General features: G+C 43.6%; 15 protein-coding genes. 7 read left to right on the forward strand and 8 right to left on the reverse strand.

Going from position 1 to position 13,981, the window contains the following annotated elements; genetic code table 11:
* Positions 1-26 precede the first annotated feature (26 nt).
* The 7 genes from J3L18_RS28420 to J3L18_RS28450 form a co-directional block, all read right to left on the reverse strand.
* Entirely contained in the window at positions 27-467 is a 441-nt protein-coding gene (locus tag J3L18_RS28420; RefSeq protein WP_129570790.1) for a low molecular weight protein-tyrosine-phosphatase, read from the reverse strand.
* A gap of 78 nt (positions 468-545) precedes the next feature.
* On the reverse strand, positions 546-1,340 hold the full coding sequence (locus J3L18_RS28425; RefSeq protein ID WP_129570791.1) for a S1/P1 nuclease: 795 nt from the start codon (positions 1,338-1,340) through the stop codon (positions 546-548).
* Entirely contained in the window at positions 1,340-1,921 is a 582-nt protein-coding gene (locus tag J3L18_RS28430) for a fumarate hydratase (RefSeq protein WP_129570792.1), read from the reverse strand. The genes J3L18_RS28425 and J3L18_RS28430 overlap by 1 nt, the downstream gene beginning before the upstream one ends.
* A gap of 53 nt (positions 1,922-1,974) precedes the next feature.
* Entirely contained in the window at positions 1,975-3,372 is a 1,398-nt protein-coding gene (gene fumC / locus J3L18_RS28435; protein ID WP_129570793.1) for a class II fumarate hydratase, read from the reverse strand.
* Between the two features lie 180 nt (positions 3,373-3,552).
* The gene (locus tag J3L18_RS28440; protein ID WP_129570794.1) at positions 3,553-3,891 is read right to left on the reverse strand and encodes a hypothetical protein; all 339 of its coding nucleotides are present in this window, start codon (positions 3,889-3,891) and stop codon (positions 3,553-3,555) included.
* A 242-nt stretch (positions 3,892-4,133) separates the two neighbouring features.
* Positions 4,134-4,793 (reverse strand): DUF6624 domain-containing protein, encoded by a 660-nt coding sequence (locus tag J3L18_RS28445; RefSeq protein WP_129570795.1) that lies wholly within the window; start codon positions 4,791-4,793, stop codon positions 4,134-4,136.
* A gap of 39 nt (positions 4,794-4,832) precedes the next feature.
* On the reverse strand, positions 4,833-5,438 hold the full coding sequence (locus J3L18_RS28450) for a hypothetical protein (RefSeq protein ID WP_129570796.1): 606 nt from the start codon (positions 5,436-5,438) through the stop codon (positions 4,833-4,835).
* Between the two features lie 197 nt (positions 5,439-5,635).
* Between J3L18_RS28450 and J3L18_RS28455 the strand changes: the two genes are divergently transcribed.
* The 5 genes from J3L18_RS28455 (at position 5,636) to J3L18_RS28475 (ending at position 10,276) form a co-directional block, all read left to right on the forward strand.
* Positions 5,636-6,244: a DUF4142 domain-containing protein gene (locus J3L18_RS28455; RefSeq protein ID WP_090530637.1), complete on the forward strand. Its 609-nt coding sequence runs from the start codon at positions 5,636-5,638 to the stop codon at positions 6,242-6,244.
* A gap of 121 nt (positions 6,245-6,365) precedes the next feature.
* Positions 6,366-7,382, forward strand: coding sequence for a Gfo/Idh/MocA family oxidoreductase (locus tag J3L18_RS28460; RefSeq protein WP_129570797.1), 1,017 nt, complete (start codon positions 6,366-6,368; stop codon positions 7,380-7,382).
* 39 nt (positions 7,383-7,421) lie between these two features.
* The gene (locus J3L18_RS28465) at positions 7,422-7,910 is read left to right on the forward strand and encodes a TlpA family protein disulfide reductase (RefSeq protein WP_091167572.1); all 489 of its coding nucleotides are present in this window, start codon (positions 7,422-7,424) and stop codon (positions 7,908-7,910) included.
* Between the two features lie 473 nt (positions 7,911-8,383).
* The gene (gene gcvT, locus J3L18_RS28470; protein WP_129570798.1) at positions 8,384-9,469 is read left to right on the forward strand and encodes a glycine cleavage system aminomethyltransferase GcvT; all 1,086 of its coding nucleotides are present in this window, start codon (positions 8,384-8,386) and stop codon (positions 9,467-9,469) included.
* A 51-nt stretch (positions 9,470-9,520) separates the two neighbouring features.
* Complete coding sequence (locus J3L18_RS28475; protein WP_091167578.1) at positions 9,521-10,276, forward strand: 2-phosphosulfolactate phosphatase; 756 nt, start codon at positions 9,521-9,523, stop codon at positions 10,274-10,276.
* Between the two features lie 170 nt (positions 10,277-10,446).
* Here J3L18_RS28475 and gltX read toward each other — a convergent pair whose 3' ends face one another.
* Entirely contained in the window at positions 10,447-11,976 is a 1,530-nt protein-coding gene (gene gltX / locus J3L18_RS28480) for a glutamate--tRNA ligase (RefSeq protein WP_129570799.1), read from the reverse strand.
* Positions 11,977-12,190: 214 nt separating this feature from the next.
* On the opposite strand from gltX, the gene J3L18_RS28485 reads away from it, so the two are divergent.
* Positions 12,191-13,408: a sensor histidine kinase gene (locus tag J3L18_RS28485; protein WP_129570800.1), complete on the forward strand. Its 1,218-nt coding sequence runs from the start codon at positions 12,191-12,193 to the stop codon at positions 13,406-13,408.
* Positions 13,383-13,898, forward strand: coding sequence for a DinB family protein (locus J3L18_RS28490; RefSeq protein WP_223266236.1), 516 nt, complete (start codon positions 13,383-13,385; stop codon positions 13,896-13,898). Before J3L18_RS28485 ends, J3L18_RS28490 begins: the two co-directional genes overlap by 26 nt.
* The last annotated feature ends 83 nt before the right edge of the window (positions 13,899-13,981 follow it).

A 13,981-nucleotide genomic window follows, 5' to 3' on the forward strand; every position in this document is an offset into this window, starting at 1 on the left:
AAAAGTCTCCCCCATTGGGGGGAGATTTAGAGGGGGTGTAACTCTTCTATAATATCCCTACATCCGTTTTCAATCAGCTCAAAAACCGGTTCAAACTGGTTATCGTCATAATACGGATCGGGGACAACCTTATCACCTAACAGAAGCTTTACTTTAGCAGTCTGTTCTTCGTTGCGGGCCATATCAAGCACATCGCTCAGGTTATTGCGGTCCATCACAAAAATATGGTCAAACTCGTCAAAGTCTGTACGCTTAAACTGACGGCAAACCTGTTTGCTGATATCGATACCATGGTTACGGGCTGCGCGAATGGAGCGTCTGTCAGGAGCTTCGCCTATATGCCATCTTCCGGTACCCGCCGAATCAACATCCCAGCCAAGTCCATTTTCATCTGCCAGGTGCTGCATAACCCCCTCCGCCAGCGGCGAACGGCATATATTACCCAGGCACACCATTAATATTTTCATTTTTTTGAGGTAAAAGGCGAAAGGATAAAGGCGAAAGGTTTAGGCAGAAAATCTACCTTTTACCTTTCACCTCAAGAACTATCCAAATATCTGGTTCAGCAAACCGGCCAAACGTACGCCGGCTTTAACCATTTGCTGGTTAAGGGTTGCTATATGGCTAAAGTTGTATTTGTAACCAAGTTTATCACCGGTTTTAGTTTCGGAGTACAGTTTATCTGCCATCTGGTTGCTTTCGTATATCCACTGGCTCATTGGCGCTTTTTGTAACTCTGTGCGTTGAGCGGCTGTGGTGTGGTTTATCATCGCGGTGTACTCGGTGTAGCTTAACTGCTGAAGGTCAATCAGCTCGCTGTCCCAAACCGAATGCAGGTTGCTCTCTTTACCAAACCATTGTACCTTTACATCGTTACCGCCCTTATCACTCAGGTGACCAGTGTGCAGCGGTTGGTGCACATCCTCAACAATATGGATCAGCATGCGCAGGTAAAGCAACTTGTTGGTTTTGGTAGTAGTTTTCTTTTTAAGTTCGGCCACCAGGAAATTCATTTTGGTATAGGCATCGGTAATCGTATCGGCCTTTAAATAAGCCTGCAGGTCCGGGTAGCTGTAAGCTTTTTCCAGATTGATAAAATGCCAGTTATACAGGTAATTGTATGCAGGGTCTGATTTAATAAAATCGGCCCAGTTGCTGGTAATGGCAATCGACTCATTACCTAAAATGGCTTGAATAGCTTTACGGGCTTTGGTTGTTAGGTAGCTATCCGCAACCTGGCCGCAAATGCGGTGCCCATTAGTGCCCCAGGCCATGCTTTGCAGGGGGATATAAAATATCGCCACCAGCAGTAAAAGTTTTTTTAAGGTTTGTGTTTTCATTACAATGGTTTTGGAATGCAGCTTGTTCTTTTTATTAAATGCGCGTTAATAGGTATTACATTGGATGTACTTACAAACCGGATCAGCGAGTCGCTTTGCTTATGAACCTTAAAATATTCTTCATAATCGCCAAATCTGAAACAACCCTGCTCATTTTTATACGAGCCATCAGCATTGCAAAACTGCCCTTTAATGTGGAGTGTGTCCCGCCGTTGCGAATAAGTTCCCCGTATATATTCATCCCAATGGCCTTTGCTCATACACGTATCAGCCCCGTAATTAACCTTGCTAACGGTACTGATCTTCAAAAGAAATGAATCACAGCTGAATTTAATATCGTATAGCGAATATGTTACCAGGCTTTTTTGCGCAGGTACCGAGTCTTGTTTCCATTCGCCCTGCAAATAACCCTCGCCGGGCGTTTGTTTATCCGGGTTCATGGTACAGGAGGTTATTATGAGGCAAAAGGCGAAAGGTAAAAGGCGAAAGGCTTTTTTTAAGCTAAAAGCCGAAAGCGGAAAGCCCAAAGCGAAAGGCTTAAAGCGGAAAGATAAAAAGCGAAAGCTATAGCGTTTTTGCATAAGCGAAAAATAAAAAGGCCCCTCTCCATCCGGAGAGGGGTTTGGGGTGAGGCTTATTTCAAACTGCCTATCATATTTTCGGGGCGTACCCACTCGTCAAACTGTTCGTTGGTTAGTAAGCCTAAACCGATAGCAGCTTCGCGCAGTGAGCTGCCGCTTTTTAAAGCTGTTTTGGCAATTTTGGCGGCGTTTTCATAACCAATGTGCGGGTTAAGCGCGGTTACCAGCATCAGTGAATTTTCAAGGTGTTTTTTGATGCCATCATAATTAGGCTCAATGCCTACTGCGCAATGATCATTGAACGACACACAGGCATCACCTATTAACCTTGCCGATTGCAGGAAGTTCGCCGCCATAACCGGTTTAAATACATTCAGCTCGTAATGGCCGTTTGAGCCGCCGATAGAGATAGCCACATCATTCCCCATAACCTGTGCAGCTACCATCGTAACAGCCTCGTTTTGGGTAGGGTTAACTTTACCCGGCATAATTGATGAGCCTGGTTCGTTATCCGGAATATGGATCTCGCCAATACCCGAACGCGGGCCAGAAGCCAGCATCCTGATATCGTTAGCAATTTTCATTAATGAAACCGCAATTTGTTTCAGCGCGCCATGACTTTCAACAATGGCATCATGAGCGGCAAGAGCTTCAAATTTATTTTCTGCTGTGATGAACGGCAAGCCGGTAAACTGGGCAATGTACTCAGCAACTTTTACATCATAACCTTTAGGCGTGTTGATCCCTGTACCTACAGCCGTACCACCAAGGGCCAGTTCTGAAAGGTGATCAAGCGTATTACGCAATGCTTTTAAGCCGTGGTTCAACTGTGAAACATAACCTGAAAACTCCTGGCCTAAGGTAAGCGGGGTAGCATCCATCAAATGGGTACGACCAATTTTTACTACGGATTTGAAAGCCTCAACCTTAGCCTGCAAGGTATCGCGCAGTTTTTCGATTCCGGGGATGGTTACATCAATCAGGATCTTGTATGCCGCAATGTGCATAGCTGTTGGGTAAGTATCGTTTGATGATTGTGATTTGTTCACGTCATCATTAGGGTGAATAAAGGTTTTGCCTTCGCCCAGTTTATTGCCTTGTAATACGTGTGCACGGTTAGCAACAACCTCGTTCACGTTCATGTTTGATTGCGTACCCGAGCCAGTTTGCCAGATCACCAGCGGAAACTCCGAAGCAAGTTTGCCGGCTAGGATCTCGTCGCAAACCTGTGCTATCAGGTCGCGTTTTTCTGCCGGTAAAACACCTAAATCGGTATTGGTAAAAGCGGCAGCCTTTTTCAGGTATGCGAAAGCGTCGATAATTTCCTTTGGCATTGACGCCTCCGGACCAATTTTAAAATTATTGCGTGAGCGTTCGGTTTGCGCTCCCCAGTATTTGTCGGCAGGTACCTGTACCTCGCCCATGGTATCGTGTTCGGTTCTGAAACTCATGGTATTAAATTTTGCAGGGGCAAAGTTATGTTTTTATATGATGCGGGGGAATGCAGGGTGTAAACTTTTTGATAGGGGACGTGATTTTTAAAGGAATACTATTTCATTATTTGATTGTATCGAAGTTGAAAGAAGAGGTAGAATAAAAATATTATTTACGGTAGTGTATAAGTTTGATTATTAACGAGGAGCGATAGAATCAAAAAAATTATTTGCCCACTCGATATCATCTTGTTTGCTTACAGAAATAACACATACAAGTATTTGATTTTTTGATTTCTTTGCCCCTTTTAACTGCCAACTATCGGCATTTTTCACTATAGTTGGTTTACCGGCGAAAGAATCAGTTAAGAAAGTATCGCCGCCACTAACGTGAAGTGCCGAAACGTATATTACCCGGGTACCATCTTTATTAACAAATTGGCGAGAGTCGGGGTTTTCAATCATATCAAAATCCGCTATATCTCCAAAATTCCAATTATTATAGATAGACTTTTTTCTTTTGAGCCAATTAAACATAAGATAAAGCTAATGAAAAGAAAGCCATATAAAAAAGGAAGTATTCGGAACTGAAACAATACTTAATGATTAGCACCTAATCCAGACAAGCGGTTCTTACCAGTTTTCAAGAAGTCTTGTACTTGACACTTATAACCAACACGGTTAGCAATCCATTCAAAACCGAAGAAAAAAATTGGGACGATCAAACAGAGCAGACTGATATTTATATAACGTTTCTTGATTTTATCCTACTCATACAGCTACCACTTCACATCCTCAATTTTCACAACCTTATAATCAATCCCCAATCTTTTGGCATTCTGTTCAACAGTTTGATCAAAACCGGCTTGCTTACGACGTTCATTTACACCTGCCGCGTCTTTTATCGGCCACACATAATAGCCAATTTTTTGGCCGTTGCGCATTGGCTTTGACGTAGCCTGCGAACCGTAGATTTGCTCTTTACCTTCATACATCAGCTGCCTGTCGAGCATCATGGCGTACAACCTGAAAGGCAGTTCTTTGTTTTCGGCAGCCGTTTTTATCGCGGGCAGGTACTTATCTATTTTAGGGGAATGCTGCACTACCGACCATGCAGCTTCATTAGTTGGTTCGCCAACAAGCGTTTTGCCGGGGTAACCGTACTTGTTAAACACATTCTCGATAAAAATCAAATTGGTCGAATCGGCCTGGCTCTGAAGCTTCCAGTAATGGCCTGTTGCTTCTTCCGGTTTAACCGGTAAAGTTTTCAACACCGAATCCTTTTTGCTCGGATCCATCAGATAAGTTAGGATCTCGCGATATTTCTGATCAAGTGCTAATACACTGTCAAGCTGTCTCTTCAAAATAGGGTTAAACTTTTGCTGTGCAGATGCTGTGCCTGCCGTTATCATTAACAAGGCGATGATCAGGTTTTTCATGGTCAATAAGGTTTAAGCAAATAAACGCAAAAACCTGTATCACAAGTATAAACTATCCGCCTTTTCAAACAATTTTTTATTGCATTCGGTGGCACCTAAAGAATAATTGAATCGCGAAAGCGCATACAGCAATGGAAGCTTGGCCGGCGCTATTTCATTTTGCTGCAGATCGTTGAGCCAGTCGGCCCCGTCAAACTCTGCCCGGTATTTTTTTTCGAGGCGATCATAGATCCGGTAGGCATCATCATAGCTAAGCCACTCCGGTTTGATGTACAGACCGGTGAGGTCGCCCATTTTTTTTCGTTCCTCCGCTTCTGCCGTATCGGCGCTGCCAAATACAAAATAAAAATACAACCACAGGGTCAGGCCAATGGCCCCGATTAACAAAGCGGTTGAATCCCTTTCGCTAAAAAAGAAGATGAAAGCAATAAAGGCTATGATCACCGAAAACATGCGGGCGTAGCCTGCAATGATGCTTTGATGGTTGAGCGGGATATTAAACCCATTGCGGCTTCGCCAGGCCGACCGGGTTACCAGCATGGAGCTGGTTGGGAACAGCGGAATGCCAATAACCACAAATTTGGTCTCTATCCACTGCCCGTTAACCTCATGCACTTTGCCCAAAAACAATGATCCTATTAACATATCAGGTATAATTTAGTCGCGTTATTATAAACCACAACTTATAAAAGTGCTTTTAAACAAATGTTAAATATTTATTAAAAACTAAATATTAACAAACGGCACCCCAATTACCTGTTGTTTCTTATTTTACAAATAAGAAAATCAAACTTAATTAACTAAAAAATGTTAACTGTAAAAACAAATACATAAACACTACTATGAAAAAGTTAAGTTTAATTGCGATGATGGCCCTGGCGGCATTATCATTCCAGGCCTGTAAAGGCGGAGCAAAAAGCGGCAGCGGCGATAGCACAGCAGCTGCAACAACTGACACTGCCGACAGTGCCAACAAAGTAAAAGACACAACTACTACCGGTGCTACAGGCATTGCCGTTACTGCCGATGATGCAAAATTTGCAACCGAAGCGGCAAATGCCGGCTTAGCCGAAGTTGCCGTTGGCCAGTTGGCCAGCGAAAAGGCAACCAATGCCAAAGTAAAAGATTTTGCTAAAATGATGGTTACTGACCACAGTAAAGCAAACGACGAACTAATGGCCATAGCCAAAACCAAAAACATTACCCTGCCATCGGCACCTGATGATGAGCATCAGAAAATGAAAGCCGACCTGGCAGCCAAAACAGGCGCTGATTTTGACAAAGACTATGTTGATGCTATGGTTAAAGGCCATAAAAAAGTTGAATCATTGTTTGAAGATGCTTCAAAAAACTGCAAAGATGCCGACCTTAAAGCCTTTGCAGCTAAAACATTACCTGTTATCCAACACCATTTAGCCGAGATTGAAGCTATTCAAAAAGGCATGAAGTAATCAGCTATTGATTAATTCAAGACAGAAAAAGGGAGATGTAACAATCTCCCTTTTTCTGTTTAATTCCCTTGTACAGGTGTAGCTAAAACGATACTTTTAACACAGCAAAATCTACTTTAATATGTCGAAACCAATAGTAACCGGCCTCATGGCCTATGGAATGTCGGGACGGATTTTTCATGCCCCGTTTTTAACTACCAATCCGGGCTTTACTTTTAAGGCCGTGGTTGAGCGCCATGAAAAAAAAGCCGGCAAAAAATACCCGGATGTGATGAGCTATGATAGCATCGACCAGCTGCTGAATGACGAGGAAATAGAGCTCATCATTGTTAATACCCCTAACAACACCCACTTTGATTATGCTGTACAAGCTCTAAATGCAGGTAAACATGTACTGATTGAAAAACCCGCAGCCGTAACTTCAAGCGAGGTGAAAGCGCTGTATGATTTGGGTAAAAAACTTGATTTGAAAGTGATGATCTATCAAAACCGCCGTTATGACAGCGGTTTCCTTTCGGTAAAGGAGGTGATTGAAAGCGGCAGGTTAGGTGAGTTGATCGAGGTTCATTTCAGGCTGGACAGGTACCGCATGCCCATCGGTGCAAAACAATTTAAAGAAACAGCGGGCGTTCCGGGCGGCGGCCTTACCTATGACCTTGGCGCGCATTTAGTTGATAATGCTATCAGTATCTTTGGCAGGCCATTGAGCTATGAAAAAACTACCGCTGCATTCAGGCCAAACTCGCAGGTTGATGATTATTTCAATATCCACCTTAAATATCCTAATCAGCTTAACGTATACCTAACCTCGGGGTTGCTCATTGCCGAGCATACTTATGGCTTTGTGGTACATGGCACATTAGGCAGCTTTGTAAAAATGCGTACCGATGTACAGGAAGCACAGCTTGATGCCGACATGATGCCTACCGACGAAGGTTTTGGCATCGAGCCCGAAGGCAGCGACGGTAAACTGGTGCTTATGGGTGCCGACGGGCAGAAGACCGTGGAATGGATAAAGTCACCCAAAGGTAATTATAATGGCATATTTGATGCCGTATATCATACCGTGCGCGAAAATGCGTTATTCCCGGTAACTGAGGAGCATGTTGCCTGGCAAATTGAATTGCTTGAAAGCTAAAAATGTTGTAACTATGCTTATTAAATGCTAATTAAAATAATGAAGAAACTGTATTTACTGCTTTGTCTGATTATTGCCGCCGGGTGCAGCCAGGCACAAACGCCACCTGCTAATTCCGGCTTGCCGCCATATCACATCCTCACTACAGACAGTGTTTACGTTACTCCTGCCAACCTGAAAAAAAACAAACCGGTAATGGTGATCTATTTTTCGCCCGATTGCAGCCATTGCCAGCACCTGATGTATGATCTGAAACCCGAGCTGCCCAAATTAAAAAATGTACAGATAGTGATGATCACTTTTATGCCTATGCTTAAAGGGATCCAAACTTTTCAGCGCGATTTTGACCTGGCCAAATACCATAACATTACTATCGGCACCGAAGGTTATACCTACCTGGTACAAAAATTTTATAGTGTACAAACAACTCCATATATCGCTATTTATGATAAGTATGGTAAATTATTCCAGTCGTACCCAAAAGTGCCAAAAATTCCGGTACTGATGGAAACGCTTAAAAAAGTATAAAGTAGCTAACTTATAGCTCAAGCCGGTTAACGCAACGTTAACCGGCTTTTTTGTTTAACGTCCCCTCATGATCTCTCGCACCCTGAGTTACCCCACAAAACTGTTTTGTCGTTTAATCAGCAAGGTGTGTTGTTTTGCCCGCTGGGGCAAAGGATATTTTTATAACTAACGTCCCATCAGGGTCTCTCGCAGAGGACCCTGATGTATACGCCATGCTGGCTCGTTGTTCTGACTCTTGAACGCGGTAAGCCTCAGGGTCCTCTGCGAGAGACCCTGAGGGGACGTGAGGAGGCTGTTTTTGTTACCTGCTACCAGGGTAATCCTTCAATCCTATAAATCACGGTTCAGAAAAAAATCAGTGTAATCGATGAAATCAAAAATCAATCGGTGTAATCCCCAAAAAATCAAACCAATCAACGGGTACCGATTACGCTTCATAATAGTTACCTTTGCGGCCAATATTTAAGTTGACGATGAAGAATACCGCATTAACCGATATCCACGTAAAAGCCGGTGCCAAAATGGTTCCATTTGCCGGTTACAACATGCCCGTTCAATACACAGGCATTAACGCCGAACACGAAACCGTGCGCAAGGCCGTTGGTGTTTTTGACGTAAGCCACATGGGCGAATTCATTTTAAAAGGAGAGAACGCGCTTGATCTGATTCAGCGGGTTACCAGTAACGACGCCTCAAAACTATACGATGGCAAAGTGCAGTACTCATGCCTGCCGAATGAAAACGGTGGTATTGTTGACGATCTGCTGGTTTACCGGATCGACGAAAAAACCTATATGCTGGTGGTTAACGCTTCAAATATTGAAAAAGACTGGGACTGGATCTCCAAATACAATACCAAGGGTGTAGATATGAAAAACATATCCGACCGTACATCACTGCTGGCTATCCAGGGTCCCAAAGCTGCCGAAGCTTTACAAAGCCTTACCGAGGTAGATTTGGTATCGATGGAATACTACACCTTTAAAAAAGGAACTTTTGCAGGTGTTGACAATGTATTGATATCAGCTACAGGCTATACCGGTGCAGGCGGCTTCGAGATCTATTTTGAAAACCAATATGCGGAGCAGATCTGGGATGCAATTTTCAAAGCCGGCGAGCCTTTTGGTATTAAGCCAATTGGTTTGGGCGCACGTGATACCTTACGTTTGGAAATGGGTTTCTGTCTATATGGTAACGACATTGATGATAACACCTCACCGCTTGAAGCCGGTTTAGGCTGGGTAACCAAATTCAATAAAGAATTTACCAATGCCGAAGCCCTGCAAGCCCAAAAACAAGCTGGTGTAAGCCGCAAACTGGTAGGTTTTGAAATGATTGACCGCGGCATTCCCCGCCATGACTATCTTATAGTTGACGCTGATGGCAATACTATAGGTAAAGTAACTTCAGGCACGCAATCCCCATCGTTGCAAAAAGCTATTGGTATGGGTTATGTGGATACAGCGTTTGCCAAAGAAGGCACCGAGATTTATATCAGCATCAGGGATAATAAAATTAAAGCGCAGATTGTAAAACCTCCGTTTTATAAAGCCCCCTAACCCCCTAAAGGGGGAACTACCTTCAAAGTTTTCTAAATTAATTAAACACAAATGTCTGAAAATACAATTACTCTAACTCCCCCTTTAGGGGGCCGGGGGGCACACGTTTGCCTAACCCCTGCATTACTGCCACTTTTTAATGTGGAGGATTATATTGTAGTGGTTATTGATATTTTCAGGGCAACATCATCTATATGTTATGGTATTGAAAACGGTGCTGAGGCTATTATACCGGTATCACAAGTTGAGGAGTGTGCCGCGTATAGAGAGAAAGGGCTGGATTACCTTCTTGCCGCCGAGCGCGACGGATCGGTAGTTGATGGTTTTGATTTTGGCAACTCGCCATTTTCATATACTAAAGAAAAGGTTGCCGGTAAAACAATAGTGTTAACCACTACCAACGGCACACATGCACTGCATTTATCGCGCAGCGCAAAAAAAATTGTTATTGGTTCGTTCCTGAACCTTTCCGCTTTAAGCAACTGGCTTAATACCCAAAACGAAAATGTGCTGCTGGTGTGTGCCGGCTGGAAAAACAATTTCAATTTGGAGGATACCCTGTTTGCCGGTGCCGTAATTGAGCAGTTAAAAGATAAAGGATTTTTACTGGACGATGCAGCCTTAGCCGCTAACGATCTTTTCCAGGTTGGGAAAAACGATATCAATGCGTATCTCAAGAAAACATCGCACGGCGAACGCCTTAAAAAATTGGGCATCGAAAAAGATATCGAGTTTTGTTTACAGGTTGATTTGACAACTGCCATTCCTGTTTTGGAAGGGGAGAGGTTGGTGAAGTTGGTGGTATAAATATAATATGCCATTGCGAGGAGCGGCCTGGACTAAAGCGTATGGGGCGACGCGGCAATCTCGTAGCTATGCATATTGAAGAAGCATTAGCTACGAGATTGCCACGCTATCGCTCGCAATGACATAAATTCTTGAGCTCCCGAAAGAGCCTGTGTAAGTAAGCACCCCCTTTAGGGGGCGGGGGGGGTAAACTCCACCAAGGCCTTTTCAATCCTGCTGATGGTTTCTTCTTTACCAAGCAGGGCGACAATATCAAATACATGTGGACCAAACTTGCCGCCAACCAGCATAATGCGGAAAGGCAGCATTACATCGCCAACTTTTAAGCCTTTTTCTTCTGCAAGTGCTTTGAATTTAGCTTCCAGGTCGTGCGCTTCAATAGCCGTCTCATTATTTAGCAAGGCGATAAACGCATGATAAAACGCTGTTTTGGCATCAGTCCATTTAGGTTTTACCGCGTTAAGGTCATACTCCTTAGGCTGCTCAAAAAAGAAGCCTGCCTGCTGGTAAAAATCAGGAAGTAATACAACGCGATCTTTGATTAAAGTGATAACCTTAGTCAGGTATTCATTATCGGCAACAGTAACACCCTTATCAGCAAATACTTTTATAACACCTGACTTCAGACTTTCGACTTCAGACCTCTTAATCCACTCGGCATTGAACCATTTGGCTTTCTCAAAATCAAACTTGGCGCCCGATTTGTTAACGCGCTCTATCGAGAATTTTTCTATCAACTTGTCAAGCGTAAAAATCTCCTGCTCGGTACCGTCGTTCCAGCCCAAAGTTGCCAGCAGGTTCAGGAAAGCTTCCGGTAAAAAACCTAATTCACGGAAACCCGGCGTCAACTCGCCTGTTTTTGCATCAAACCAGTTCATGGCATACACCGGGAAACCCAGTCGGGCTCCATCACGTTTGCTCAGTTTACCGTGACCATCCGGTTTCAAAATCAGCGGCAGGTGTGCCCATTGGGGCATGTCGGCCTTCCAGCCCAGATATTCCCAAAGCAGCAAATGTACCGGCGCCGAAGGCAGCCATTCTTCGCCGCGAAAAGCATGCGTGATCTTCATCAGGTAATCGTCAACTACAACGGCCAGGTGATAAGTGGGCATGCCATCGGCTTTTAATAACACTTTATCATCAACCAGGCCGGTTTCAAAGCTCACATATCCGCGAATCATATCATTGAAACTCACGGTTTCGCCCTCCGGCATTTTAATGCGGATCACATGCGGCGTACCTGCATCAAGCAAGGCATCAACCTCGTGCTGAGGCAATGAAAGCGAGTTTCTTAGGGTATGGCGATAGGTCAGGCCGTACTGAAAATTGGGGATCTCCTTCCGGTTTTTGTCCAGCTCTTCGGCGGTATCAAAGGCATAATAAGCATGCCCTTCCATAACCAGGCGTTCGGCATATTCGCGGTAAAGTGGTTTACGCTCGCTTTGGCGATATGGCGCGTAAGGGCCACCGGCAACCGGGCTTTCGTCTGGGTGAAGGCCGCACCATTTAAGACAATCTAAAATATATTCTTCGGCACCTTCCACGTAGCGGGTTTGGTCGGTATCCTCAATTCGCAAAACAAAATCACCGCCATGTTTTTTGGCGTATAAATAGTTAAACAACACGGTGCGCACACCGCCAAGGTGTAAACCACCGGTAGGGCTTGGCGCAAAACGGACTCTTACTTTTTTATCGGTCATGATGGGGGCAAAGATAAGAGGGAAAGTCCATAGTCCATAGTCGATAGTTCATAGTATTATTTAAGCGTGGCTATGGTTATTAGTCGATGGTTGATAGTCCATGGTGATACTTGAAACATACCATGGACTATCGACTATGGGCTATGGACAATCTCTCCACAACAAAAAATTATATTTTACAGAGCAATTTTACGTTATTTGAGCTGTGCCCAGCATGAACCCATATCAACAGAAAAAACGTTGGAAATATTTACTTCTTGCATTTGCCGTGGTAATTGCAATTGGCTCATTACTTTATACCCGTTACCTGGTAAAAAACATTGAACGTTCGGAACGTACCAGGGCCCAGGTTTGGGCCATAAGTATGCGCCAGATTCTTGCCTCAGATGATAATGACTTTTTAAACTATGTAATAGCCGTGCGCGATAGTCTTACCGTCCCCGCCATTGTAACTGATGGAAAAGGCGAAATAGTTTTACAGCGTGGCTTAGACACTACAAAGACTTTTATTAAGCTGGAAGCCGAAAACAACAAGAGGAAAAAATACGATCCGGCTTACTTTAAAGAAGAGCTCGCCTATATGAAGGGTCAGCATCCTCCCATTAAGCTCCAGGTTTTGGGCGAAGAAAACTTTGTTTACTATAAAGATTCAGCGCTACTTACACAATTACGTTTGTTCCCTTATATTCAGCTTACCGTAATTGCTATATTTTTACTGATGGCCTATACCGCCTTCAGTTCGTCCCGAAAGTCGGAGCAGGACCAGGTTTGGGTTGGCTTAGCCAAAGAAACAGCCCACCAGCTGGGGACACCTATATCATCGCTAATTGCCTGGATTGAGCTGATGAAGGAGAAGTTTAATGCTGAAGACGATGTACTGATTGCCGAAATGGAAAACGATGTAAAGCGTCTTGAAATAGTGGCCGATCGCTTTTCAAAAATAGGCTCCAAATCTGTATTAGAAGAGCATGGTGTATATGCTGTAGTTAAAGATTTTGTTGATTATTTTAAAGTAAGGGTAAGTAAAAACATCAGTTTTGAACTTATCGGCAACCCTCACCTAAAGGCCGGTCTGAATGTTCCGCTGTTTGATTGGGTGATAGAAAACATATTAAAAAATGCCGTTAACGCTATCGAGGGCAAGGGCAGTATTAAGGTTGAAATCAGCGGCAATAAGGTAAAAAACCAGATTTTTATTGACATTACCGACACCGGTAAAGGCATCCCTCGTTCTAAATTTGATACTGTTTTTCAACCCGGTTATACCACCCGCAAGCGGGGATGGGGACTGGGGCTTTCGCTTACTAAACGTATAGTAGAAAACTATCACAACGGGCAAATCTTTGTAAAAGATTCGGAAATAGGTAAAGGAACAACCTTCAGGATAGTACTAAAAAACACGCGCAATGATAACAAAACCAAAACCAGGTGATTATTCGCCATTTGCAGCGGGATATGTGGGCCTTGTTGGCGACAATGATGTAATTAACATGCTTGAACAGCAAATGGACAGCAGCTACCAACTATTAAGCAATTTAACCAATGAAGAAGCTTTGTATGCCTACGCTCCCGGTAAATGGACTGTTAAGCAGGCTTTGGGACACATGATTGATACCGAACGTACTTTTGCTTACAGGGCCCTGGTATTTTCGCGCAACCATGTTGAACTGCCCGGTTTTGATCAGGATATTTACGTTAACAATACCGATTTCAACAGCCAAAACATAAAAGATTTGGCCGAAGAATTTAGAGCTTTGCGCAAGGGCAATCTGTATATGATTAAAGCATTCAGCGATGAGCAGCTAAATCGTAACGGTATTGCCAGCAACCATTTGTTTACCGTTGCCGCATTTGTATTTATGCTGGCCGGGCATGAGCGCCACCATTTAAATTTATTTAAAGAGCGGTACGGAATAGGATAAGATATTTATATCGCACCTCGTAAGGTATTTAAATATAAAGACTTACGAGGTTTTTAAACTTCGTAAGTCTGAGCTTCGCGATT

The sequence above is a fragment of the Mucilaginibacter gossypii genome (assembly GCF_017569325.2).
In the GTDB taxonomy this organism is placed as follows: Bacteria; Bacteroidota; Bacteroidia; order Sphingobacteriales; family Sphingobacteriaceae; genus Mucilaginibacter; species Mucilaginibacter gossypii.

Excerpts from the sequence above, each read along its gene's own strand:
- J3L18_RS28455 (WP_090530637.1), top strand. The coding sequence starts at position 5,636 with ATGAAAAAGTTAAGTTTAATTGCGATGATGGCCCTGGCGGCATTATCA.
- J3L18_RS28465 (WP_091167572.1), top strand. The coding sequence starts at position 7,422 with ATGAAGAAACTGTATTTACTGCTTTGTCTGATTATTGCCGCCGGGTGC.
- J3L18_RS28485 (WP_129570800.1), top strand. The coding sequence starts at position 12,191 with ATGAACCCATATCAACAGAAAAAACGTTGGAAATATTTACTTCTTGCA.
- J3L18_RS28490 (WP_223266236.1), top strand. The coding sequence starts at position 13,383 with ATGATAACAAAACCAAAACCAGGTGATTATTCGCCATTTGCAGCGGGA.
- J3L18_RS28420 (WP_129570790.1), bottom strand. The coding sequence starts at position 467 with ATGAAAATATTAATGGTGTGCCTGGGTAATATATGCCGTTCGCCGCTG.
- fumC (WP_129570793.1), bottom strand. The coding sequence starts at position 3,372 with ATGAGTTTCAGAACCGAACACGATACCATGGGCGAGGTACAGGTACCT.
- J3L18_RS28450 (WP_129570796.1), bottom strand. The coding sequence starts at position 5,438 with ATGTTAATAGGATCATTGTTTTTGGGCAAAGTGCATGAGGTTAACGGG.
- J3L18_RS28445 (WP_129570795.1), bottom strand. The coding sequence starts at position 4,793 with ATGAAAAACCTGATCATCGCCTTGTTAATGATAACGGCAGGCACAGCA.
- gltX (WP_129570799.1), bottom strand. The coding sequence starts at position 11,976 with ATGACCGATAAAAAAGTAAGAGTCCGTTTTGCGCCAAGCCCTACCGGT.
- J3L18_RS28440 (WP_129570794.1), bottom strand. The coding sequence starts at position 3,891 with ATGTTTAATTGGCTCAAAAGAAAAAAGTCTATCTATAATAATTGGAAT.
- J3L18_RS28475 (WP_091167578.1), top strand. The coding sequence starts at position 9,521 with ATGTCTGAAAATACAATTACTCTAACTCCCCCTTTAGGGGGCCGGGGG.
- J3L18_RS28430 (WP_129570792.1), bottom strand. The coding sequence starts at position 1,921 with ATGCAAAAACGCTATAGCTTTCGCTTTTTATCTTTCCGCTTTAAGCCT.
- J3L18_RS28425 (WP_129570791.1), bottom strand. The coding sequence starts at position 1,340 with ATGAAAACACAAACCTTAAAAAAACTTTTACTGCTGGTGGCGATATTT.
- J3L18_RS28460 (WP_129570797.1), top strand. The coding sequence starts at position 6,366 with ATGTCGAAACCAATAGTAACCGGCCTCATGGCCTATGGAATGTCGGGA.
- gcvT (WP_129570798.1), top strand. The coding sequence starts at position 8,384 with ATGAAGAATACCGCATTAACCGATATCCACGTAAAAGCCGGTGCCAAA.